A 22,641-nucleotide genomic window follows, 5' to 3' on the forward strand; every position below is an offset into this window, starting at 1 on the left:
GCGATAGAGCACTCAGCGAAGCAGGTTCCCACACCACCACCAGAGCTCCGGCTCGGCCAACAAACCCCTCCAGCCAATACCCGGCTCCAGAGGCATCTAACAAAGCAGGCGGTTCCTCTCGAAACAGCCGCGCCAACCGATCTTGGCAATGAAGAAAAACCAACGCACGAATTTCAGCAACCGCCATCAGCAGGAACTCTGCGCTTTGCTGCGCGGCGTAGCGCATCGACATGGTCTGTGGCAAGTCTTCCGAGACTCGATGGCGATGTGCGCAATCGCCTTGAGCAATGCCGTCGACTGGCGGCAAAAAGTCGATCGTGAGGCGGAGTACATGAGCATCGTCAAACGCTACTCGCGTGACGAGGTGGAAACGCTGTCGCACACGCTGGCGCTCATCGTGCTCGGTCTCCAAGAAGGGCCGCACGACTTCCTCGGCTCTCTCTACATGAGCCTCGAGTTGGGAGACGCGTGGAAGGGGCAGTTCTTCACCCCTTACGAGGTGTGCCAATCGATGGCTGGCCTGATCCTGACCGACGCGCGCTCTTGCGTAGAAGCGAAGGGCTTCGTGACGGTCAGCGACCCCTGCGTCGGGGCCGGCGCAATGCTGATCGCAGCTGCCGAGTGCGTCCAGCGCCAAGGGCTCGATGTCGCTCGCGAGCTGCACGTTTATGCGCAGGACATCGACCTGTTGGCGTGTCACATGACCTACGTCCAACTCTGTCTGCTCGGCATTCCAGGCGTCGTCGTCCACGGAAACACCTTGGCCGTCGAAACCCGCTCGACCTGGTTCACGACCGCCCATGTCATCGGCGGATGGACTGCTCGGCTTGCAAAGGCTGCTGCCAACGAGGCGGAGGGCGCGTCCGAGGGTGACGCCAACGTCATCCACACCGGCAGCTTCGCGACCACGCCTCTTGTCATTCCCGCGTCGGGAGCGGCGCACATCGCAGCGCCTGGCCAGCAATTCACGCTTTTCTAAACCCCTGCAGGGAGCATCAATGTCGAAGAACGTTTTCATGGCTTGGATCGACCACCTCCACGAGGTCGGCGATCCCATCCGTCGCCGCCGCGCTCAGCTGCTGGAGACGGCGCAGGAGGCGGCCGAGCTGGAGCGGCATGCGCTCGCGCTGCGGCGCACGGTTGAAGATGGCAAGCGATCGTTGCTGGTGAGCGTGACTCAGAGGTGGTCGCTTGCGGAGATCCAAGGCGCTGTAGAGCAGGCTGAGCGCGCCGGTGAGTCGGTCGTGCGAAAGTCCGCCCCAGTCGCCGCCCCCTTCGCCCAAGCGCTGCGCACCCTAGACGGACTTCACCTAGCCATCGAAGCTTTGCTGGCGTTGGAGCAGGCCGATGTGATGGCCGCATTTGTGGCGCCGGAGTCTCTTTCCGACGCTGATCGTCTCGCGATCCTGATGAAGCTTGGCGCCTGGTGGCGCGCCGCCGCCGTTCCAGTCATCGCCCGGATCGAACAGGCCTGAACGACTCGTTCGAGGAGCTGCCCGCTCCCCTTAAAGGAGCGTGGTCAGTAGCGCATCCGTCTTGACCGCGTCGGCCTGATCGAAGAACTCCGCCGGCTGCGGGCGGATCAATGTGCGGGCGTGGTCGACCGTCCCGGTCAACCACGCCGCCCAGTCTTGGGGCTCGACGTGCACGACAGCCCGCTTGTCTTGATGGTCGGCGGGCAGCTTTGGGTTGTGCTTGTGCAGTCGGCGCAGTAACGGATGGTCGTCGCAGTTGGTTGTGAGCATCGTGTACGACGGAACGATCTCGCCTCCATCCGGGTCAACCCAGTGATTCCAGATCCCGGCCAGCATCCAGGGCAGGCCGTCGGCCCTGCGTAGCTGCCACCAAATGTTGCGACCCGTCTCCCAATTCGGTTCCTGGTACCAGCTCGCGGGGATCAGGCAGCGACGACCCTCGGTCCATGCGGCCTTGAACGTCGGCAGGTTGGCGACGGTTTCGATGCGCGCGTTATTGGTGCTGCGTGGCCGCGGTGCCGGCGTCTTCTTTCCCGGTACCGGCTTAGGCTTGATCATGTCCCTCCGCGCCGGGGCGCCGGGCCTGATCAGCGCCCACTGGCCAACCTCCCCCACCGCCCCGCCCTTGCCGTCCGACCGCAGGAACAGTCCGTCGTCGAAAGGACCGACGAACGGCCGTTGAGGCTCGAGCCCGGGCAGCCACAGCTTGCCAAGGTGTCGGCGGACGTAGATCTCGAAATCGTCGCGCGGAGACATGTGGTACAGGTTGCACATGCGCCGACTCTAGCCCAGTGTCAAAGGCGTGGATTTCCATGCCGCTCGCAAAGGGTGGGTTGGCCGTGGCAGCTGGCCTTGCGGCCGATTTTTGTCGGGGCCGCACCTGTGCGGCCGCGCGGTTCCCGCCCCATGTTCTGCAGTGGCGCTACGCGCGCTCGATGATGTAAGCCCTATCGGGGGCCCATCCCCGGCGTCAAAGGACGCCGGTCGCGTCGGGCATGCCGGGCCTGAGGATGCGGTACTGAACTTTTCCGCCGATCGTGCGGTCCAGCAATGACGCAAGGCGGATGGTTTCGAGGCCGGCCATCAGAATCGCGCCGCACACGGCGGGGTTGGCCGTGGCGCTTTCGCCCACCCGGCGAAAGACGGCGGTGACCGCGTCGCGGAACGTCGCTTGCGCTCCAGCGTCCTCCCCGCCGACAACGAGAAACTGCGGCGCGCCTTCGGTCGCGACCACGCCAACGGAGTCCGCGCTCTCCATCCCAGTGCCGAAAAGACCTGCCGTCAGGAACGCTCGGCCCTGGTCGAAGCCTCCCGCCAGCAGCCCGACTTTCACGTGGGCTTGCGCGCGCGTCTCCGGGGTGAGCACGCTCGTTACGAAGGTCGCGCATTCAAAAGCGAGCAATCGAAGTTGCACCTGTAAAGCCGCGGCGGACTGTGCTGCGTCGCGCCGAAGGGACGCCACAGCCGCATCGGTGCCAATTTCAGCCCCGCACACCATCAACGCCAGTCCCTCACGCAGAGGCACCACCTTCTGCGCCAGGTCCGTGATGATGCCCATTGCATTTGATAGGCGTCCATCGGCCATCATGATCACTGCGTCGTGCAGCGCCACAGCCACAAGAATTGTCATGAGGCAAGCGTACCAGTGGTCCTGCGTCGGGAAGCTCAGGGAAGTTCGGTGAACTGATAGCCACCGACTCACTTCACTGGTTTGGGCGAATCCGATCGCAGACGATCGGACCGCGCTGCTGCGGGTTCGCGCGTTCGCGCTCATCCCCTACGGGGACTGCAAGCAGCCCTCCGCATCCCTTTCGCAGCGCCGCAGATGCGGCGTGAACAGCGGCGCTTGCGCGCCGTGGGCGGCGCCTGGCGGCGCCCTTGGCCTTGATGGGCTGGAAACAGCCAGCGATCGCGCTCGTCATCTCCGGCGGTGGATCTGCACACCGGCGCCGTCCTCTTCCCGACGCATAGCGCGACCAAGCCAAGCGGCAACGGTCCGCTTCGCCGCGCCCTGCACCCGGTCCCTTCGCTCCGCTTCGGGCTGCGGCTTTGGTCGCGCCATTGCCGCTTGGCTTGGCCGCGCTCTTTATGCGTCGAGACGGCTCCAGTGAGCAGATTTACTTCACACCACCGAAGAGGATAAAACCATGACCGCGACCGCCATCCAGCCCATCAACGCCAACACCGAAGCGGGCTTTCCCCCCGCGCCCCCCGAGACTCACCAGCAAGCAGACATTGCCCTGCGGGCCGATGAAGACGAAGGCGAAATCCTGCAGCTCGAAGTTGGAACCCTGCGCGTTGATGAGCACAACGTGCGCACGGAAGAACCGACGCAAGAGGAGATCGACGAGCTCGCGGACCTCATCGAATCTCAGGGTCTCCTCCAGCATCTGATCGTCATCGCCTACGCATCGCCACGTCGTGGGACTGGCAAGGATCGAAAGACTCTGTATACGCATGGCGTGGTCGCGGGGGGGCGCCGGCTCCGGGCACTGATGTGCCTGGTGAAGCGAGGCGTTCTCCAGCGCACTCACCAGGTCCAGTGTCGCGTCGTTCCTGTGGCGCGGGCCCAGGCCATCAGCATCGCCGAGAACTCGGGCCGCAAGGACATGAGCAACGCGGACGTGATCGTCGCCTTCGCCAACATGATCCGCGCTGGCGCCTCGGTCGGGGTTGTCGCAACCACCTTCGGCATCTCCCCGTTGCAGGTTAAGCGCCGCGCCAAGCTTGCCAACGTGTCGCCGCGTCTGTTTGACCTGTTCCGTAAGAACGAGATCAGTCTTGAACAGTTGATGGCGCTTGCCATCGCGGATAGCCATGAACAGCAGGAAGCAGCATGGTTCGGGTCTGCGCAGTGGGATCGCGATCCGTGGGACCTGAAGCAGCTGATTACCGGCAGCGTTCCCCAGTCGCTCGTTCGATTCGTTGGCATGCGGGCCTACGAAGAGGCTGGTGGCACGGTCCTGTGCGACCTGTTCACTGACGATCAAGGCGAAGCCGATACCTCCATTATCGCGGACGGCCCGCTGATGCAGCAGCTGGCCAACCACAAGCTGGAAGCCATTGCTGTCGAGCACCGCGCAACCGGACTTGCTTGGGTCGATGCTCGGTTGAGTCTGGAGTACCACGAGCGGCAGGACTACGTCGATGCACCGACGAGCATGCGGGCCCCAACCGATGAGGAGGCCGCGAACGAGGCCGCGCTGCGCGAGGTCTTCGAGGCCAAGGAGAACGAGCTCGAACAGCTGGACGATCTGGAGGACGAGTGCGACGAGGAGCTGGTCCAGCGCTTGGAGCGTGAAATTGACGAAGCGAAGCGACGCCTTGATGAGGCAGTGGCTGGTCGCTCGGTCGTTGATGAATCGGCGCGGGAGAAAGTGGGCGCGGTTGTGTACCTGGATCGCCACGGCAACGTGGCGGTGCTTCGCAATGTCGTCCGCAAGGCGGACGCCAAAGCACTCAGCCGCAATCTCGCCAAGGCTGATGACGAGGCGTCGATCAAGGGCGATCACTCTGAATCCATGAACCGTCATCTCACGGCTCATCGCACTCGGGCTCTTCAGGCGCTCATGATCGCTGATCATCGCGTCGCACTTGCTGCCCTTGTTCATCCCCTGCTCGTGCGTCTCATCTATACGAACTCGTTCAGCTACCAGTCGCGTAGTGCGCTGGAGATCGACAGCAAGGGTTCGGATGGTCAGGTCCGCTCTTGGGCGAGCGACATCACTGGCTCGCGGGCAGATGAGGTGATTCGCTCGGCGGTGCAGGGGTGGCGGCACCGTCTACCTGGCGTCGGCGATCTGTTGCCGTGGCTTTTGGAGCAAGAACTGCCGGTGCTGGTGGAACTCCTGGCGTTGAGCGCGGCGCTTAGCGCCAATGCCATCAGCGGGAAGCTTGGCGAGCACCCCATCGACCCAGTGGCGAAGGCGCTGAACCTCGACATGGCCGACTGGTGGACACCTACCGCTGACGCCTATTTCAACCGTATTCCGAAGCAGCAGATCGCAGCTGCACTCAACGATGCGGCCCTTCCTGACGATGCGGCTGCTGTGCTGAAGCTGAAAAAGGCCGACGCAGCCGACAAGGCAGCGGCTGCGATTTCCGACAAGCGTTGGTTGCCCACCATCCTGCGCTGAGGACAAGCGTCGGCGCCGTAGGCGCCTTTCCCCGCCAAGCGACCCGAGAGGGTCGTGCCGGGGGCGGTGTGCATGGTGACGCGCTGCAGATCTGCAGGCGCAGGCCTTGTCACCATCGCGGGCAGGCCTTCGGCCCGCGCGGCGCCCGCCAGGCGCCGGTGGCCCTGCTGGCGACAGATCCCGCCGGCGCCGGCGGCTGTTCTGTCGCCAGCATCAGCATCGCGTCCCTGAGTCCGCTCCGCCCGTCGACGAGCGCCCGCGAGGGGCGCTCGCCGCGTGGTGCTCACGCACCTGCAGCGCGGCATCACCGCGCCGGCCACTTCAGCGGCTGCGCCGTCCGGATCGCGATTTATCGTCACGCGTGACGCTGGGGCCGTCGGCCCGACCAGGTCGACCAGCTGCAGCTGCAGCTTGCTCGACTCCCCTGCCCTGCTCCGCCTCGAGCCCGAGGCCTCGCCAGCGCCCCCCCCTGCAGCGGGCGCAACGGGCCGCCCGCGCTCTCTCGAGCTCGGCGGCCGTCGCCTGCCCACATAGCCCACCCGGCGCCTTCCTGGGGTCCTGCAAGCGACCCCCGGCGCCCGTGGATATGTGGACAGCCTCTCCAGTCGTCGACCAGGCCGTGAGGCCGGGTCAACACGGCGCAGGTCCTGCGCCCCGCGTCGCCGCCATCGGCGCCGGCCGCAGCAGGCCTGGGCCGCTCGCCGCGGCTTCGCCCTGCTGGCCCCTGCCGGGACCACGTGGCGACAGCCTGGCGCGATCGCCAGCTGCTCGCCGTCACCATCACGCGCCGTCGACGTCGACGTCCACGCCGCACCAGGCGCTCGACCTCCGCTCTCGCCTCCACAGCTCCGGCCACAGCCTCCGCGACGCGCCGCCGCCGGCGGCCCTAGCCCGCGATCCGCGGGCCTCCTCGATGTCCGACTGCTCCTCGTCCGTCTCGCTGTCTGCCTTTCGCCTGCACTGACGTTAGCCGGCGCCTGGGCGGGAACAAGGATTCGCTCTGCCTGGTCCTCTCCCGTTCTCGCTCGCTCCGCTCCCTGCGCTGCGGCCTCCGGCCAGCCCTTGTTCCCGCCCAGGCGCCGTCCCCCTTTGTGCTCTACGGCGAAAGGCACTCAGCGAAGCAGGACACACGGACGAATCGCTTTGACATCTCGGCAGCGGTTCATTCGGAAATACCCGGCTCAAGAGCATCTAGCAAAGCAGGACTTTTCGAACAGGATCGTTCGAATTGGTAAAGATAGGCACCAAAACGCCTTTCCATGATTCCCAAAGTGCCTAACAATGGGCAACACTATTGGTCATTTTGGATCGCAACCCTAATGGGGAGTAGAACGATGAACAGCTTCGACAATGTGATGACGACGTTCTTCACGCGCGCACTTCGTGTCGTCGTGAAGGTGGGCGTTGCGTTCGCCTATGCACAGCTGATCTCGTTGGCTGTCCTGGTGGTCACTGGCGCAGTCGCCCTGACGACCACAATCGTGACGCTGGCCGCCAAATGACTCGACCCACGATTCGTCGGGAGGCGTCCGATCTGTCGAAGGCCGGGCTTCGAATCCCGCCGTTGATCGAAGAAGTTGCTCGGGAGTTGCGTGCGATGGATGATCGGATGCAGCAGCTGGCGCGTCAAGGCATCACGCACGCGACCGAACACTGGCGCAAGGACAGCGAGGGCAAGAGAAAATACTTGTACTTGATCCATCGGAAGGCGTCGGATGACGAACCGCGTGGTCAGCGCGAATACGTTGGCAACGACCCCATGTCGATTGAGTTGGCTCGCGCCCGCATCGCCCGCGGCGTCGAGCATGAACAGTTGGCCACCCGCCGCCGGTTGTTGGTGGCGCGCATGCGCCAGGCCGAGTCTCTCTTGCAACAGGTCAAGCACTTACTTTCCCATCCCGACTAGCCCATGGACCGAACCCTCATCGCCGTCACCAGGCAGCTCAAAGGCATGGCCGCTGACGTCTACGAGGTCGGTGTTCGCCATCCAGTAAAAGGGGTGTTGCTGCGCGAGTGGGGCGAGGATGAGATCTTGGCGGCGTTGCCGTGGTTGAAGCGCGAGAACTTCAATGGTGCGGACATCTACGTGCGCCCTTCCCGCTCGCGTCTGTCACGTCTGATTTTGGTGGACGACCTCAGCCTGGGTACGCTCAATGTGATGAAAGGCGGGCCATGGGCGCCAGCCGTGTGCGTTCAGACGAGCCCGGGGAACTTTCAAGCGTGGGTCAAGCTGGCCGAAGACCAGTCTGCAGATGTGCGCCGGGAGGTGGCACGAATCTTGGCACAAGGCCTCGATGCGGACCCTAATAGCGCCGACTCCGCTCACTTTGGGCGCCTGGCCGGCTTCACCAACAGGAAGCCGCAGCGGCTCGCAAAGGATGGTCGACCGCCCTTCGTCTTGTTGGACTCCTATCGCGGGCTTGTGGCTCCAGCATCTTCTGACTTAGTCGAGCAAGGCGCCGTGGCTGCTGCCCGCTCCCATTCGCTGGCCCAAATCATTCGAGCAGAAGCAACTGGTCTCGGCGAATCGGAGATCGTGGGAGTCGGTGGCTTGAATGCTTGGTACGCCGGCTTGTGGGTGCGATTGCGAGCCTTCGCGGGCGCGGGCTTTGACGCTAGTAGAGCCGATTGGATCGCTGCGGTAAGCATGTTCAATCGTGGCTTCACACTTGACCAGGTGGTCGACGCGCTGGAGAGGCACAGTCCCGGCCTGACCGACCGAAAGGGTAAAGCAGCTCGCGATTACGTGGTGCGGACCGCAGGGAAGGCCCAGGTGTGGGTGCGCTTGAAGGCCCAAGGCATGGCGTTCGAAGAAGTCAAGGACGACCTGTTGCGCTTGGCAGAACAAGCGATTGCCCGCAAATAGCGCAAGTTATCCACAGACAATGTGGATAACGATGTGCATAACGCTTGGATAAGAGCTGTGGATGCACGCTGAATCTGTCTTGCAGTGCGTGCACCGTGTTCATCGATGGTCTTTGGGGTTATCCACGGATGGACGCGCTGAAGCTGTCTTGCGTAAGCGCTGAAGCTGTCTTGCAGCTACGCTGAATCTGTCTTGCAGCGTGCATGCTTCTTCGACGGTAACTCCTTGATTGAATTAAGAAATCCGGCAGTACCTGAACTGCCCCCTGTATTAGACCTGTATTTGGTTCCTTTATTACTTCCTGTAAGAAAGAGGACCGAGCCCTGCTCTTGTTTCGAGCGACCTGGGTCCACCGACTCTTGGGGCTACGCCCCGCCGTCTCCTCCGCGCCTACGGCGCTCCGCCCGGGCCTCTGGCCCTCCCACCCGGCATCCCCAGGGGTGCCCCCTCGCGCATAGCGCTCACCCCGTTATCAAGGCCCCAAGGGGCCCTCTGCCCCCTACCCTCGCTGACTTCCCACGATCAAACACCTGTCACCGCTTGGTAACACACCGCCCCCTGATCGGCCTTCGGCCAATCGGCGGAGAAAGGCGCCTGCGGCGCGCACCATTGCGTTCATCGCACGGCCATCTGTGTAAGTATGTTTATTTGCTGTGTAATGGCGATGTATGTTGGTATACTGCTGTGTAACGCCTTCATCCCGAAGGCGGTTCTGGAGGGAGCGATGCAACACAACCTTTTTATCGGCCGTCTGGCCGCGACGCCTGAGATCAAGGGTTCGGGCGACAAGGAGTACGTCAAGTTCGTCCTGATTGACAACGAATACGCCGGGCGCGATCGCGAAGAGCGTAAGGTGTCCATCCAATTCACCGCCTTCGGTGCCCAAGCGCGAGGCTTGGCCGAGAACACTCGTAAGGGCGACCAGGTGTCTGTCATCTACCGGATCGCCAACAACGACTACGAGAAGGATGGCCAGCAGTATTACGCGTACTCGTTCATCGTTGAGGCGTTCGAGTTCGGCGCGCCAGGTCAAGAGACCCGCGGGGTCCTTGCTGCACGAGGCTGAGAGGTGGCGGCGCAACAGTTGACGCCGGAGGAGTTTGACTCCGCCCGGTCAGCTTGTAGCCGCTGGTCCGCCCGCACGCTTGACGCGGCGCGGGCCTTGCTCGTGGATGGACGTTCTTTGTCAGAGGTCGCCGAAAAGTTCGGCATGTCCTCTCAACAGGCATGGAATCTTCGCGCTCGGTTCCTCGAGCGACGAGAGGAACAACGCCTGGAAGCCTTTATGGCCAGGGTCCCGCCTGGCGGCGTGGACCCATTGGCCCCCTTCTCTCGCGAGCTTCGCACACTCGCCAGGAAGGGATACACCATCGAGCAGCTAGTAGCGTTTCTCAACGAGAGCGGACTAGAGGCCTCAGCGGAAGCAGTCCGAAACCATCTCTCGGAGGAAAAGAAATGATCGTGACAACTTTGTCCAATCAGAAAGGCGGCGTTGGCAAGTCTTTCGTCGGCTCGCAGTTTGCGTATTACCTGCACTTGGTCCTGGGCTTGCGAGTGCTGGTGATCGACTTCGATCACCAGCGAAACACCAGCAAGGCCCTGCGGACTGGCGGCATCGCTAAGGTCTCCGACGTGACCAGTTCGCAGCTTCTCACGAAGCGGATCGACAAGCTGGAGGACGCTGAATTTGTCTTGGTGCAGGGTGACGGCGAGCTGTACAAGATGGAGAAAGCCGTGGCGCATCACAACCAGTTCGCATCGAACCTCGACGCGTTCATCCAGTCCCAGGCGGACAGGTTCGACCACTGCATCATCGATACCAATCCGAACCCCGACATTCGTCAACTGTCCGCATTGGTGGTTTCAGATCATTGCCTGTCGCCGATCGAGCTGAATCAAGAAGCGATCGATGGTATCGGCGATCTACTGAACCACCCTACCCTTGGCATTCGCCAGATCAAGCAGAAGATCAATCCGAATCTGAATTTCCTGGGCATCCTGCCCAATAAGGTCGAGCCGACGTCGTTTCAGCGGGAGAACTTCAAGGCGCTCGCTGAGCACTTTGCGAAGCTGCTAATTCCCATGGCTGGCTCCTTTGCGTCCATCAAGAAGTCCACTGCGTTTGCCGAGGCTCAGGCAGCCGGACTGCCCGTCTGGAAGCTGGGCAAGACAAGTGGGCGGGAGGCTTGGGCTGGCCTGAAGCCAGTCTTCGATGTGATCGTTCAAAAGATGGAGGCCGCGTAAATGGCAGCAACCAAGCCGCGGCGGACATTGGATTTGTCCGCTCTCGAGGAGGCGCCCGTTGGCGCTATTGGTGGAGCCCCGGCCATGCCCAATGGAGCCCCGTTGCAGCTGCGACTGGACGACATTGAGGAGGATCCGGATCAACCACGCAAGATGTTCGACGAAGCGAAGTTGAAGGAATTCACCGAGGTTATTCGTGCGCGCGGGGTGCGATCGCCGGTGTCAGTGAGACCTCACCCGAACAAGCCCGGTAAGTACATTCTCAACTACGGTGCGCGCCGATATCGGTGTTCCATTGCGGCAGGCAAGGAGACCATCCCCGCGTTCGTCGACGAAACGAGCGTTGACTACGACCAGGTCTTGGAGAACGATCAGCGTGAGCCGCTTACGCCGATGGAACTGGCCTTGTTCATCATCAAGAAGATCAAGGAGGGCGTCAAGAAGGGTGAGATTGCCAAGGCCCTCGGACGGTCGCCCCAGCTCATCACCGAGCATCTTGCATTGATCGACGCGCCCGATTGTGTCGAGAAGGCGTACCGCGACGGAAAGACCACTTCACCGAAGACCATCTACGAACTCCGTTCCCTCCACGAGCAGTTTCCAGAGCAAGTGGATGCGTGGTGCGAGCGAGCAGTGGAAATTACGCGTGCCGGTGTCGCAGCATTAGCTACGCAACTTAAGCAGGGCCCGGACGGGAAGGGCGCCAAGTCAGGCGATGCGAAATCCGTCAAGGATGACGCGAAGTCTGTGGGGGGGCCGGCGACGGGGGAGGGCGGGCCCGGAGGTGAGGGATCTAACGGCAACGGTTCTCCCGTTGATTCAGGGGTCATGGGGGCTCAGGGTGAAAATGCCGGTTCTCACACAGACGCACGAAACTCTGAAGAAGGGGAGGGCGATGCAGGCGAGCTGACGAGTTGGCCTCGGGGCCAAGCGGTCTCCGATCCGAGCTTGATGAAGAAGCCGCTGCTCCTCGTGGTTCACCGGGAAAGACCGGCAGCGATCCTCTTGAATCGAAAGCCTTCGACTGACGGCATGATTCGGATTCGGTACGAAGACGGGTCGGGCGACGCCGAAGTTCCGGCGGGCGATCTGATTCTCAATCGGATCATTGACGAACGCTGAGCTCTGACCGCCGCAAGTAGCCGCCCGCTGAGGCGGCTTTTTTGCGCCCGTCGGCGCCTTTCTCCGCCAAGCGGGCCTGTCCGCGCCGGGGGGGTGTGCCGCATCAATTTCGTCATGACGAAATTTCCCGCGCACTTAAGCATCGTTTTCGACGCGGGCCAGCAATGGACATTCTGCCAAGTGGGGGCAACGAGCGGCGAGGCGGCAGGACCGCTCAAGTTCCACGAGCTGGCTGCCTTCTGTCCCGATCCAGGTCACTCGTTCGACCACCAGCCGGATTGGAACGACTCGGGCCAATACTGGGCAGGCGTAGGTTGTGATCACGGTATGCACCAATCTCTCCATGCTTTGATGAAGGGGGAATGGTTGCATCACGACTTCGACTGATGTTGACCGCGATTTCGTCATGACGAAATGCGGCAAGACAGATTCTGCGTGACTTGGTCACGCCACTTGCGGGCTTCGCCCGCCACGCGGGTACCGCCTTCAATGGCTCGATGTGGCCCGGTGCCAAATCGACGCGTGGGCCGTGGCGAGCCACGTCACGCAGTAATTCGACATGACGAAAAACGCGAGGTGTTGGATTACTAGGGCAGGATAGGCTTTCGCCGGTTATTCGTACTACACTACGCTGCTGACATCGAGGTTGAGGGGTAGGTATGCCAAGAGCGGCCAAACTCGGCGCGACACGCGAGTCTGTGGTGTTGCAGGTCCGATTGCCGAAGGATGATGCTGCTGCCTGGAAGGCTCACTGTGAGCGCGTAGGCAAGAAGGAGCCTGAGATGCTCCGCGCGGTTATCCGGTACGTATCGGATGACGCGAATGAGACGATGCTGAACGCACTGTTCGAGACCGACGGCGAGCCCGATTTGGGTCCGAAGCGACGACTTGAGCTTCGACTCACGCCTAGTGAGGCATCGGCAATACAGGCGTCAGCCGATATGGCGAAATGTTCTCCGCAACGCTGGATCATCAACTGTGTGCGTGCCAGCCTCACTGAGCAGCCTCAATACACGTTGGACGTTGCCCAAGCGCTATGGGAGTCCACCAATCAGCTGCGCGCGATCGGTCGCAACCTGAACCAGGTTGCCAGGAAGCTCAACGACGCTGAGCCGGGCTCCTTGACCCTCGTGGAGGTCAGAGCATTGAGCAAGACGATCGCCAAACACACCGAATCCGTGAGCAGACTCCAAGACGCCAGTCTGGGCAGGTGGGGGCTCAAAACGAAATGAAGAAGGACATAGTTAAGGACTGGGGGGAACGCGAGCACTACGGCACCGTCGTGGCTCGTAAGGGGCGGAATATCACGGGTGGCCGTGTGGAGAGCCCGCCGCCGAAATCCACCGCTATCGGTGGCCGAGGGAAGGGGAGGGCGCGCCTAAGCGCGACGGTTCAAAAGGCGCCGGAGGTGATGGTCAAGATCTCGGGTGGAGGGAAGGGCATCAAAGGAATCAAGGCCCACTTCGAATACATCTCCCGCAATGGGAAACTAACCCTGGAAGACGAGCAAGGTCGGCAGCTGGTTGGCAAGGAGGACCTGCGCCATGCGGCCGACGACTGGCGTGGTTCGGGGATTCCCGATGAGGACGGGCGACGCAAGGAGGCTTTCAACATTGTGTTGTCGATGCCGATCGGAACTAGCAGCGATGGCCTCATGCGCGCGGCTCGTGCGTTCGCAGTCGACGAGTTTGGCCGCCATCAGTACGTGATGGCGTTGCACACACCGGAAACGGACCCAAACGCCAAGAAGGCTCCGCATCCGCACGTTCATCTTTCAGTCAAGGCGATGTCGCTCGACGGAGTGCGGTTGAATCCACGCAAGGCCGACTTGCAGCGCTGGCGTGAGAGGTTTGCGGACCGTTTGCAGGAACAGGGCATTGCTGCGAATGCCACGCCGCGTCGCCTCCGAGGAGCTGTGCAGAGATCAGAACCTCAGCTTGTCCGTCACGTCGACGCACTCCACCGCGAGGGCAAGAGGCGCGAGCCGTCGACCATCACGCAGCAACGGCGGCAGAACGCACTCGCAGAGATCCACGGGAGGGCAGGGGAGAATCCAGGGCGGACTGGCGAGCTGAAAGAGAGCCGTACGGCGTTGGTCAGAAACTTCGCTGCGGTTGCAAAGCAGCTGGCCGTAGGGGATGCAGCGGATAAGAGTCTTGCGCTTCAAGTGGTCGATTTCGTGAAAAACATGCCGCCTGTCAAAACGCGGCATCAGGTGTTGGTCGACCTGCTTCGCAGCGAGTTGACGGTGGTTCATGCGAAGAGCGTGCCTGCTCGCACCGTGGCGGAGCCAACAAAGTCGCAGAATTCGACAAACAAGGATCATGGCCCTGATCGGCAATGACCAAAAGCACCAATATTGTTTCCCATTTGACTACATTACGTGTTCTCGTAATTGTTACTTTGGGAGCATGAAATGGGTGATGTTCTGACGTGGCGCGCGGCTTTTCTGGCCGTGGTGTTGGCGGCGGCGGGACCTGCACGGGCAGACGACGGACTCTTCACTGGGGAAATCAAGTTGGCGTGTGAGGCGGTGCTGTGTCTCTCGTCGGGGAAAAGGCCCGCAGCCTGCACACCTGCGCTCGTGAAGTATTTCAATATCACGCGCCGGAAGCTGTCTGACACCCTGAAGGCCCGGAAGGGCTTTCTGAAGCTGTGTCCGTCGGCGAACGAAGACCCCTACACGAGCTCTCTAGTTGACGCCGTTGTTGACGGCGCAGGCCGTTGCGACGCTGCTAGCCTGAATTCCTCGTTGCTGTATTGGGACATGGATTCCCAAACAGGCGTGATCGGCAATGAGTTGCCAGGCTACTGCGGTGCTTACAACAGCTTGGGCGGTGCCAAGGTGGTGTACGTCGGAACCCCTGAGACTGGCGGCCGCTGGCAGGACGTAGGAGGGCAGGGCGGCAATGAGCGCTAAGGAATTCGATCTACCTGGTCCACCGACGGCGCACCCAGTGGACACCTTGCGTGAGCTACAGGCGCTTGGGCTGATCATCGAGGGGTACGACAGATTGCTTTCGCATCTTCAGCAGTCGGTGGATTGGCCGGGCGCGATGCTCGACTGCGCCGTGGCCGGACGCAAGCGAGGCATTCAGTTCGTTCGGGCTGTTCCCGATATTCCGTCGGACGAGCGGCTTGCCGAAGTGTTGACATCCTGCCTCCGCCCACGCGACGTACGAATGTTCTTGGGCCACGTCCACCAATCGCCGCGCTGAATCTGTCTTGCTCCGCTTGCCCATGAACTTTGTGCTCGACATCCTCCGGCTCCATGTCTTCGACGCCGACGAGGTGCGTGGCGATGTTGGATCGACGCGTGCTGTCGATCTAGCTGTCGCTCGAATCGATGCTGCATGGCGTCGCGACCGCTTCGGCTACATCCACGCCGGAGGGAAGGGCGCCACCGGAACGAGATACGCCAGGGCTCGCCTTTGGTTGACGACGCGCGATGAGACCTTTATGCCGGTGCTCAAGCTGTGGCCAGAGCTTCCGGGACAGATGCAATTCCTGGATGGTCGACACACCTTCTCGGCCTGGCGAGACCTCGGCAATGCACGGATTACGGTGGGTGTGGAACACAACTGCGTCGATGAGGCGATCGCTTATTTCGGATAAGGATGAATGCATGAGCTCGAATGACCATAGGGCCGAAGCGGCGCGCAGGGGACGCCCCTTGACCGGTAGCGCAGCGACGGGCGCCGAGCGACAGAGAACGTATCGGCAGCGGCTGAAGAGCGGGCACGGGGAATGGGTCACGAGCCCGCGGACTGCTCGCCGTGTTGAGCTCGTGCAGTTGCTGGCGGACGCATTGGCGGAACTGGACGACGAGCACAAGCCCCCATCGACCCACGCCAATGCTCGTAGGAGCGCGTCACTCGCGCTTCGTGAGCTACGGCAGCGCTACGGTCTGGAGCCATAAGCCCATGTCCTGCAAGCGACGCATGCGCAAGGTTCGACAGCGGGACCTATTTGGTGGTCCCGACGCGGTCTTCGATGCCTTGACCGGAGTTCAGCTCCAGCCACGAGCGTGGCCAAGTGGCCCGATCGTGACGAATCCCTCAAGAGCCGCAGCGCTGCCACCAGGCGCCGCCCATTTGCAGTACGAGCTCTTTCTCAATTACCAATCATGAGTTCATACGTGAAACACCCGCGCAAAGCGAAGCAGATGCCAAGCCCCGAGACAGCGCACTCAGACGCGCGAGGCGATCAGGTCGTCTTGCCCGCAAACCGAATGGAGCGGCGCCGGAAGCGGGCCGCCCCCACGCCACAGGTGCCGTGGTTCCAGCACTTCATCAAGTAGGCCAGCCATGCTCTCACTCGCGATATGTGGCGTTGCGCTGGTCATCGCAGCCATTAGCGTGGCAATCTGCGGTGTAACGGAGGCTAGAACTGCTAACACTCGGCGGCCGGTAGCTCTTGCGACCGCGTCGGTCCTGATTGCTGCACTTGGAGGAGCCGCGATCGTGGCAAGTCTGATGCGGTACGCGGCTTGAACGGCTTACACCATCCGCCGTCGTTGACAAAATGCCTTTGTAATCAATGACTTAGGCGCGACAATCACTCTTATGTGATCTTCACCAATGAGGTTTGATCTATGAGCATTCCAACAACTCTCACTCCAAGGCAGGCCGAGCAACTCACCGAGTTGCTGCTTGCAGCGCGAAAGCAGCTCCGGGACGCGTCGATGTCCCGGATGTACCTACCCAGCTACGCGCCTACGAGTTCGCGAATCGCCGACGTGCTTCGAGATCTCGGCATTGACCCTGAGTGATGACGAGCATGGCGAAAGTGACCCTGGAGATGTTGGACCAAGCTTTGGAGGCTTGGTCCGGCGCACGCGAGAAGGTTGAACGCGAAATGGGAGCATGGGCCCGGTTGACGCACAACCATGGCTCGTTGATCTCCTCGTTGAGGACGAACGGGCACACCTGGTCGCAGGCCGAAGCCGAGTTCAGCAGGATGCAGACAGCCCATCAAGACGCGGCCCAGGCCGCATGGAAAGAGGTGGACCATCGCTGCGCCGACTACCAGGCCCTGCGGAGTAGGTTCAAGGCGCAAGGCTGAGGTAGCTGCACGGCGTGTCGACCCACTCCCTGGCGGATTTGAAAGGTTGTTGTCGCGCGTGAAAAAAACCACGCGCGGCTACCCCCGCGAGTGAGGTCCTCTAAGTGAGCCAGCGCAGGTCGTGATCCTAGGATTGCCGCTCCACACAAGGGAGCTACCCATGACGGTTCGAATCAACCTCATCGTGACCGCGGGCCACGACTTGCAGATGGCCCATGCTCATTGGAAGAGCATTGTCGAGAAGTTCGCGCTGTTGCGCGGAGCGGCGCCCGAAGACATCGGCTTCAGCGCGCAAGAGGTCACCAGTCGCCATCGCCTAGAGTTCGTCGGATTCGGGCGCGAGGTGCTGATCCAACTCATCGGAAAGGAGCCGTCGCACACGACCAACCTGATGGCCGAAGTGATCTGCGTTGTCTCGGCGCCGAACTTCAAGCCAGTGATCGGGGAACGGATCGAGGTGAGCAGCGACGGGCAGACGAACGTGGTCAACGAGCGGGGGAGTATGATGCACTTGGCTGCTCGTGGCGAACAGCCGCAGGCCATCCTCGAACACCTGCTCCTGAAGGCACTCGCGGTGCCGCTGGAGCCACAGGACTGATCTACCGCTTGCCGGCACGGATCGCCTTCTGGATGCCCAGCTCGTCGACGGCGGCCAGCGCGGCCGGCAACCCAAGTCCGAGCGCGGTCCCCGCCTCGGCGATCAGCACACCGGTAGCGTCACGCACCTCGACGTAGTACCCATGGGGAAGCTTAGCCTGTCGCTGAGCGTCCTCGCGGATCCTCACCAGGCGGGCGCGGCGCCGCTGGGCCGCCAAGCCCTCCGGGGACGACTCCTCGACCTCGGCTGGCGGGCGCGATTGATCGTCTGCGCCGGGCTCACGAATCCAGAACACGCACCCGTTGCGCGGGATCGCGTGGATGGGACTCAGCCTGGGATTGAGGCAGTAGCCGTTGCCGTTGCCGGCCCGCACGAAGCCGAACCAGTGGCAATGCCAGCAGGGGCCAGCCGTTGAGCCGTTGTCGTAGTGTCGCATGCTGTAATTTCATCCAGTTATTCCAAGATCTTATCAGCCACCCCGTTTTGCCATTCCAGGAATCGGCTTTGCCGTTCAGCGACGTCACTTTAGGAGACCACGATGGACGACAAGGGCAAGACGGGCGGCCAGGACCGCAAGCGCATCAGCACCGCCGAGGACTACGAGGTCCGCGACTGGGCCAACACGCTCGGTGTCACCAAGGAACAATTGCTCGACGCAGTGAGGGCGGTCGGGAACGACGCCGAGGCTGTTCGCCAGCACTTGGCGGGCAAGGGTGCCAGCAAGGCGTGACGCCGCGGCGCCGACCCCGCCGAGGGCGCTGGTCGACCTGCAGCCGATGCTTCTCACCGAGGAGCGGCAAGTCTGGTCCGACCCAGGCTGGATCGTTGAGCCGAAGCACGACGGATATCGCCTTCTCGCGCACATCGCCGGCGGGTCGGTGACGCTGCGCACACGGGCAGGCACAGACGCGACGAAATGGTTTCCTGAGGTTGCGCGGCCGTTGCGTGGGCTGCTGGCGGCCTACACGGTGCTCGACGGGGAGGCCTGCGTGCTCGACGAGTTGGGCCGGCCCGACTTCGACCGCCTCCATGCTCGAGCGAAGCGCCGCCGGTGGTACGCCGGCGCTGACCAGGTTGCGTTCGTCGTCTTCGACCTCCCGGTGTTTGCCGGCAAGGACATCAGGGCGCGGCCGCTGGAGGAGCGCAAAGCGCTGCTGGCCGAGCTGCTCGGCGAGCCGCCCGACCGCACCTTGTTCATGCAACATCTCGAGGGAGAGTTGGCGCCAGCGCTGTTCGATGCGGCCCTGCAGCTCAAGCTGGAGGGCGTGGTGCTCAAGCGCCTGGGCAGTCCATACGTCGGAGGCGAGCCGCGCACCGGCGACTGGGTGAAGGTGAAGCGGCCGGGCGCGGTTCCTGCGCAGCGTTTCAATCGCAGCGGCGCACGCCCTTAGAGCCCCAGGTCGTCCTCACCGGCGGCGCGAGCCTTCGCCTCTTGCGCCTCCCGCGCTTCGCGAGCCCTACGGGCGCGGTCGCCGCCCTCCCAGAGGCCGTGCACGAGGGTCTTCTCACTCGTAGGGTCGTCCCTGCGCGGCGGCAGTTTCCCCTCTTGCCGTAGGCGATCGGACAAATCCAGCGCGCGAAGGCCGATGGCGGAATGCTCCTCGCGGTGAGACCAAAACATCTCTCGCGTCACCTCATCGTATGCGTAGTAGATCTGGTCGGTGCGGCGTCGCGCTTGCGCAAGTTCCTCGGGGAGGTTGAGGATGTCGTACATGAGGTCCGAGGAGAGCGACCTCCATTCGACCTTCAACTGCAGCAGGTCGACCAGCCCCGGTTTGGTCATGGGGCCGTGCTCTTCATAGGGGTCTTCAGGGTCACCGGTCTCCCAGGCAGAGAAGCTGCACGCACGGGCGAATTGCTCCAGATGCGCGCTGACCAGCACGGCCAGGTAGGTGCGATCGCGGGCGCGCTGCTGCTCCTCCTTGCGGAGTTCGCGGCGCCAGGTGAGCGCGCTGGTGACACCGGCGCCAGCCAGCACGCCAAGAGGTGCGATGAGGGCCATCGCGAAATCTACCCACGTCTTCGGATCAGCCACTCTTGAACACCATCTTGAGCGCTCACTTTCGGTTTGGGCGGAGCGTGGTGCCCGCAGTTGGTTGCGTTAGAGGGCCGGGCCTGACTTCGTCCGCGAGGGCGCCGACCATGCGGAAGAGATCTGCGAAAAGGCCGACATATGTGCAACTCCACACGATTTGCAGATTGGAATCTCCAAAAGACACAATTTCGGCTCCCAAAGTGTATAACTTTGGGATACATTAGTTCCAACTTTGGGAACCATGAAAACAGCCTCCATTTTCACCGCGTTGATGCTACTCGGTTCGGCGTCGAAAGCCGACTGCATCGATGACGCCGCCGTGGCGCATGGCGTGAATGCCGACGTTCTGCGAGCAATTGGATGGCGAGAGAGTTCACTGAAGAGCCGCGCAGTGAGCCCACCCAACCGCAATTCGACGCGTGACTACGGCGCTTTCCAGATCAATTCGAAGACGCTTGCCGAGTACGGCTTGTCGCCTTCGGACGCGATGGATGGATGTCGGGCGGCCCAGATTGCCGCGTATCACCTTCAAGTGCGCGTGAATCGGTTCGGCAACACATGGTTCGCCGTCGGTGCGTATCACAGCGCTGATCCGCGTCGCGCGAACTGGTACGCGAACGAAATCATCAAGGTATTAAGAGGGTGGCAGGTTTTGCCGCCTTCCTATCCTGGCATCAATGGGGCGATGTTGGCCCCGAATCAACCAACACCCAACTGACCGAGGGAGGTCTTATGAAGTCGAAGCTCAATCTGTTCATGATCGCGGCATTGGCCGCAGCGTTGTCCGCATGCGGAGGCGGTGGTGGCAGTGCGGGCGGTGGCGACACCGGCACTGCGCCGCCCACAACGCCGACCACCCCGAGTACACCACCCACGGACCCTGTGACGAGCGTTCCTGCTCCGACGTATAGCGCGGCGACTGCAGAGGCTGCCGCTTTCAACGTTGTCAGCGCGGAACGCGCTAAGTGCGGCTTCGGGCTCGTGGCGCAGAGTACCAAGCTGGATGTGGCGGCTGCTGGTCAAGCCAACTACGCGAAGCTGCGGTTCGAGGAAGGCGTGACGCCAGGTCACGAGCAGGACGCCACCAAGTCCGGCTTCACCGGCACGACGCCGCAGGCCCGTGCAACGGCAGCGGGCTACGCTGGCAACGCCGGCGAGTTTCTGAGCTTCTACGGCCAGTTCAATGGCATGACGCAGCAGGCATACGGCAACTCGCTGGTCCGCGCCATGTTCGCAACCGTGTATCACCTGGACGGCATGCTGGATGGCTCGCGTGACGTCGGCGTGGCTGTCTCCTACGCGGCTCTGAATGCTCCGTCCCCCACCGCCACCCTGGTGTGGATGACCGGCGTTCCGACCGGCTCCGTGATGCAGGAGACGAAGGATGTGGTGACGTACCCCTGCCAGGGATCGACCGGCGTACAACCGGTGTACCTCGGCGAGACTCCCGACCCGTTCGCGGGTATGGGATTCGCTGATGGCACGGTGGGTCAACCGGTCTTCGTTCGCGCCCCGAGCGGCACGACGATCAAGCTGACCGCCGCCACGATGACCAGCCAGAGCGGTCACGCGGTCCCGGTCGTGCTGTATGACGCGGACACCGACCCCAACAAGCGTTTGACGAGGAACAAGGCCTTTGTCATTCCTCGCGAGGCTCTCGCGCAGGGCACGAGTTACACCGTGCAGGTGACCGGTACCGTGGATGGGAAGCAGTTCTCGCGAGACTTCGTGTACAGCACGCTCACTTTCTGATCAGAGATGAACCTGACACCGTGATTTAGGCCTCCCTGCCTATCGGGGCTCCGGCCCCTTCAACACCGGCTTGACGCCGGTGTTTTTTTTCGCAGGTTCCTCCTCGAGCCCGAGGCCTCGCAGCGCAGGACCTGCTCCCGCGTCGCCGCCATCCGCGTCGGCCGCAGCGGCCTGGACCGCTCGCCGCGGCTTCGCTCTGCTGGCCCCTGCCGGGCCCACGTGGCAACAGCCTGGCGCGATCGCCAGCTGCTCGCCGTCACCATCCCGCGCTGAGGTCCAGCGTCGGCGCTGCAGGCGCCTTTCCCCGCCAAGCGAGTCGTGCCGGGGGCGGTGAGCATGGTGACGCGCTGCAGATCTGCAGGCGCAGGCCATAACCCGACCCCCTCGGCCGCAGGACCTGCGCGAAGCCGCGCTGCGGCCGCAGGCCTAGCCAGCTCCGGAAAATCGCCTGTAGGCCCCATCCCGGGCCAGCGCGGCGTGCCGCCGCTGCATCACCAGGTCGATCAGCTCGGCGCCGAGCTGGGACGTGGCCACGTCGCCGGCGCCGATCGCCGCCGTCGCTGAGTTGCAGCAGGTCAACCGGCGGCCGCCGGCGCGATCGACGCCCCAAGGCCTCAAGACCTGCGCGAAGCGGCGCTGCGGTCCCAGGCCTGGCCAGCTCAGAAAATCGCCTGCAGGGCCAGTCCCGGGCCTGCACTGCGTGCTGCTGCTGCATCACCTGGTCGACCAGCTCGGCGCCGAGCTGGGACCTGACCGCATTCAGGTGGGACGCGTGGCGACCTATACTGTATGCATATACAGCCATGTCGCCACTAAACCGCCTCTGGTGCCAAGCCCTTCGTGAGAACGGTCGCCCGATACCTCGCTGGCTACAAACGACAGCCGCATGGCGGGAGGGCCTGCTCCGGATTCACGAAGAGAAGGACCAGCTCACGGGGCGCACCATGATGGTGGCCCGCCTGCATCACACCGAGCGTGGCCATGAAATCCGGCCGCCGCTACTCGACGCGCGAGTGGTCCAGATGACCGATGACCGGCTGGTCTTGACCGGCATCGAACGCGACGAACTCAAGCGCACGGACGTGGCGCAAGCATGGCTCTTGCTGAAAGGGCGCGACGCGCCTGCAGGCGCCGGTTCGAGCACAACCTGACCTAGCGCCAAGCGCCCCCCCTTCCGCTTGTCATCAGCGGTTCGTCGCGGTGACACGGCGACCGAGTTGCTGTCTTGGCGCTGGTCGTCGCACGCAAGCCTTCTGCCCGTGCGGCGCCTGTCAGGCGCCGGTGGCCCTGCTGGCGACAGATCCCGCCGGCGCCGGCGGCTGGTCTGTCGCCAGCACTGACGCAGCCAA

At 62.7% G+C, this 22,641-nt stretch carries 28 protein-coding genes; 23 read left to right on the forward strand and 5 right to left on the reverse strand.

Annotation, left to right across the window (positions count from 1 at the left end; genetic code table 11):
• Window positions 1–232 (reverse strand): hypothetical protein (locus tag AC07PR_RS29240; protein WP_495137374.1); only part of this gene is annotated, 232 nt, incomplete at its 3' end.
• A 48-nt stretch (window positions 233–280) separates the two neighbouring features.
• Between AC07PR_RS29240 and AC07PR_RS29245 the strand changes: the two genes are divergently transcribed.
• Together AC07PR_RS29245 and kleA are read left to right on the forward strand one after the other, a co-directional pair.
• On the forward strand, window positions 281–979 hold the full coding sequence (locus AC07PR_RS29245) for an N-6 DNA methylase (RefSeq protein ID WP_495137375.1): 699 nt from the start codon (window positions 281–283) through the stop codon (window positions 977–979).
• Between the two features lie 19 nt (window positions 980–998).
• A complete protein-coding gene (gene kleA, locus AC07PR_RS29250; protein WP_495137376.1) occupies window positions 999–1,475 on the forward strand; it encodes a stable inheritance protein KleA in 477 nt (158 codons plus the stop codon).
• Window positions 1,476–1,505: 30 nt separating this feature from the next.
• Here the strand turns inward: kleA and AC07PR_RS29255 are convergent, their stop codons facing one another.
• Together AC07PR_RS29255 and AC07PR_RS29260 are read right to left on the reverse strand one after the other, a co-directional pair.
• On the reverse strand, window positions 1,506–2,249 hold the full coding sequence (locus AC07PR_RS29255) for an SOS response-associated peptidase (protein ID WP_495137377.1): 744 nt from the start codon (window positions 2,247–2,249) through the stop codon (window positions 1,506–1,508).
• A gap of 196 nt (window positions 2,250–2,445) precedes the next feature.
• Window positions 2,446–3,105, reverse strand: a complete 660-nt coding sequence (locus AC07PR_RS29260; protein ID WP_495137378.1) for a hypothetical protein — start codon at window positions 3,103–3,105, stop codon at window positions 2,446–2,448.
• A 517-nt stretch (window positions 3,106–3,622) separates the two neighbouring features.
• Between AC07PR_RS29260 and AC07PR_RS29265 the strand changes: the two genes are divergently transcribed.
• The 16 genes from AC07PR_RS29265 to AC07PR_RS29340 all read left to right on the forward strand — a co-directional run bounded on the left by AC07PR_RS29265 (window position 3,623) and on the right by AC07PR_RS29340 (window position 17,505).
• A complete protein-coding gene (locus AC07PR_RS29265; RefSeq protein ID WP_495137379.1) occupies window positions 3,623–5,611 on the forward strand; it encodes a ParB/RepB/Spo0J family partition protein in 1,989 nt (662 codons plus the stop codon).
• A gap of 1,334 nt (window positions 5,612–6,945) precedes the next feature.
• Window positions 6,946–7,113 (forward strand): hypothetical protein, encoded by a 168-nt coding sequence (locus tag AC07PR_RS29270; RefSeq protein ID WP_495137380.1) that lies wholly within the window; start codon window positions 6,946–6,948, stop codon window positions 7,111–7,113.
• 62 nt (window positions 7,114–7,175) lie between these two features.
• The gene (locus tag AC07PR_RS29275; protein ID WP_495137381.1) at window positions 7,176–7,517 is read left to right on the forward strand and encodes a hypothetical protein; all 342 of its coding nucleotides are present in this window, start codon (window positions 7,176–7,178) and stop codon (window positions 7,515–7,517) included.
• A 3-nt stretch (window positions 7,518–7,520) separates the two neighbouring features.
• Entirely contained in the window at window positions 7,521–8,477 is a 957-nt protein-coding gene (locus AC07PR_RS29280) for a DNA-primase RepB domain-containing protein (RefSeq protein ID WP_495137382.1), read from the forward strand.
• Between the two features lie 724 nt (window positions 8,478–9,201).
• Window positions 9,202–9,543 (forward strand): single-stranded DNA-binding protein, encoded by a 342-nt coding sequence (locus tag AC07PR_RS29285; protein WP_495137383.1) that lies wholly within the window; start codon window positions 9,202–9,204, stop codon window positions 9,541–9,543.
• Between the two features lie 3 nt (window positions 9,544–9,546).
• Window positions 9,547–9,936 carry a TrfB-related DNA-binding protein gene (locus AC07PR_RS29290; protein ID WP_495137384.1) on the forward strand — a complete coding sequence of 130 codons (390 nt, stop codon included), beginning with the start codon at window positions 9,547–9,549 and terminating at the stop codon, window positions 9,934–9,936.
• Complete coding sequence (locus AC07PR_RS29295) at window positions 9,933–10,721, forward strand: ParA family protein (protein WP_495137385.1); 789 nt, start codon at window positions 9,933–9,935, stop codon at window positions 10,719–10,721. The genes AC07PR_RS29290 and AC07PR_RS29295 overlap by 4 nt, the downstream gene beginning before the upstream one ends.
• Window positions 10,722–11,843, forward strand: coding sequence for a ParB/RepB/Spo0J family partition protein (locus AC07PR_RS29300; RefSeq protein WP_495137386.1), 1,122 nt, complete (start codon window positions 10,722–10,724; stop codon window positions 11,841–11,843). It begins immediately after the preceding gene.
• A gap of 114 nt (window positions 11,844–11,957) precedes the next feature.
• Window positions 11,958–12,230 (forward strand): hypothetical protein, encoded by a 273-nt coding sequence (locus AC07PR_RS29305; protein ID WP_495137387.1) that lies wholly within the window; start codon window positions 11,958–11,960, stop codon window positions 12,228–12,230.
• 443 nt (window positions 12,231–12,673) lie between these two features.
• Window positions 12,674–13,075, forward strand: coding sequence for a plasmid mobilization protein (locus AC07PR_RS29310; protein WP_495137388.1), 402 nt, complete (start codon window positions 12,674–12,676; stop codon window positions 13,073–13,075).
• A gap of 179 nt (window positions 13,076–13,254) precedes the next feature.
• A complete protein-coding gene (locus tag AC07PR_RS29315; RefSeq protein WP_495137389.1) occupies window positions 13,255–14,187 on the forward strand; it encodes a relaxase/mobilization nuclease domain-containing protein in 933 nt (310 codons plus the stop codon).
• Between the two features lie 72 nt (window positions 14,188–14,259).
• A complete protein-coding gene (locus AC07PR_RS29320) occupies window positions 14,260–14,763 on the forward strand; it encodes a TrbM/KikA/MpfK family conjugal transfer protein (protein WP_495137390.1) in 504 nt (167 codons plus the stop codon).
• Window positions 14,753–15,061 carry a hypothetical protein gene (locus AC07PR_RS29325; RefSeq protein WP_495137391.1) on the forward strand — a complete coding sequence of 103 codons (309 nt, stop codon included), beginning with the start codon at window positions 14,753–14,755 and terminating at the stop codon, window positions 15,059–15,061. Before AC07PR_RS29320 ends, AC07PR_RS29325 begins: the two co-directional genes overlap by 11 nt.
• Before the next feature lie 22 nt (window positions 15,062–15,083).
• Entirely contained in the window at window positions 15,084–15,458 is a 375-nt protein-coding gene (locus AC07PR_RS29330; RefSeq protein WP_495137392.1) for a hypothetical protein, read from the forward strand.
• Between the two features lie 1,164 nt (window positions 15,459–16,622).
• On the forward strand, window positions 16,623–16,907 hold the full coding sequence (locus AC07PR_RS29335) for a hypothetical protein (protein WP_495137393.1): 285 nt from the start codon (window positions 16,623–16,625) through the stop codon (window positions 16,905–16,907).
• Between the two features lie 160 nt (window positions 16,908–17,067).
• On the forward strand, window positions 17,068–17,505 hold the full coding sequence (locus tag AC07PR_RS29340; RefSeq protein ID WP_495137394.1) for a hypothetical protein: 438 nt from the start codon (window positions 17,068–17,070) through the stop codon (window positions 17,503–17,505).
• A gap of 1 nt (window position 17,506) precedes the next feature.
• Here AC07PR_RS29340 and AC07PR_RS29345 read toward each other — a convergent pair whose 3' ends face one another.
• Window positions 17,507–17,941 (reverse strand): hypothetical protein, encoded by a 435-nt coding sequence (locus tag AC07PR_RS29345; protein WP_495137395.1) that lies wholly within the window; start codon window positions 17,939–17,941, stop codon window positions 17,507–17,509.
• A gap of 102 nt (window positions 17,942–18,043) precedes the next feature.
• Between AC07PR_RS29345 and AC07PR_RS29350 the strand changes: the two genes are divergently transcribed.
• Both AC07PR_RS29350 and AC07PR_RS29355 read left to right on the forward strand, forming a co-directional pair.
• The gene (locus AC07PR_RS29350; protein WP_495137396.1) at window positions 18,044–18,235 is read left to right on the forward strand and encodes a DUF3606 domain-containing protein; all 192 of its coding nucleotides are present in this window, start codon (window positions 18,044–18,046) and stop codon (window positions 18,233–18,235) included.
• A gap of 46 nt (window positions 18,236–18,281) precedes the next feature.
• Window positions 18,282–18,896 carry an ATP-dependent DNA ligase gene (locus tag AC07PR_RS29355; RefSeq protein ID WP_495137397.1) on the forward strand — a complete coding sequence of 205 codons (615 nt, stop codon included), beginning with the start codon at window positions 18,282–18,284 and terminating at the stop codon, window positions 18,894–18,896.
• On the opposite strand, the gene AC07PR_RS29360 is transcribed toward AC07PR_RS29355, so the two are convergent.
• Window positions 18,893–19,540, reverse strand: a complete 648-nt coding sequence (locus tag AC07PR_RS29360) for a hypothetical protein (RefSeq protein WP_495137398.1) — start codon at window positions 19,538–19,540, stop codon at window positions 18,893–18,895. The genes AC07PR_RS29355 and AC07PR_RS29360 overlap by 4 nt on opposite strands.
• A 241-nt stretch (window positions 19,541–19,781) precedes the next feature.
• Here AC07PR_RS29360 and AC07PR_RS29365 point away from each other — a divergent pair, with 241 nt between their 5' ends.
• The 3 genes from AC07PR_RS29365 to AC07PR_RS29375 all read left to right on the forward strand — a co-directional run bounded on the left by AC07PR_RS29365 (window position 19,782) and on the right by AC07PR_RS29375 (window position 22,443).
• Window positions 19,782–20,258: a lytic transglycosylase domain-containing protein gene (locus AC07PR_RS29365; RefSeq protein ID WP_495137399.1), complete on the forward strand. Its 477-nt coding sequence runs from the start codon at window positions 19,782–19,784 to the stop codon at window positions 20,256–20,258.
• Window positions 20,259–20,272: 14 nt separating this feature from the next.
• Window positions 20,273–21,292 carry a hypothetical protein gene (locus AC07PR_RS29370; RefSeq protein ID WP_495137400.1) on the forward strand — a complete coding sequence of 340 codons (1,020 nt, stop codon included), beginning with the start codon at window positions 20,273–20,275 and terminating at the stop codon, window positions 21,290–21,292.
• Window positions 21,293–22,236: 944 nt separating this feature from the next.
• Window positions 22,237–22,443, forward strand: coding sequence for a hypothetical protein (locus AC07PR_RS29375; protein WP_495137401.1), 207 nt, complete (start codon window positions 22,237–22,239; stop codon window positions 22,441–22,443).
• The last annotated feature ends 198 nt before the right edge of the window (window positions 22,444–22,641 follow it).

This window comes from Roseateles sp. GW821-FHT09H11 (assembly GCF_059415845.1).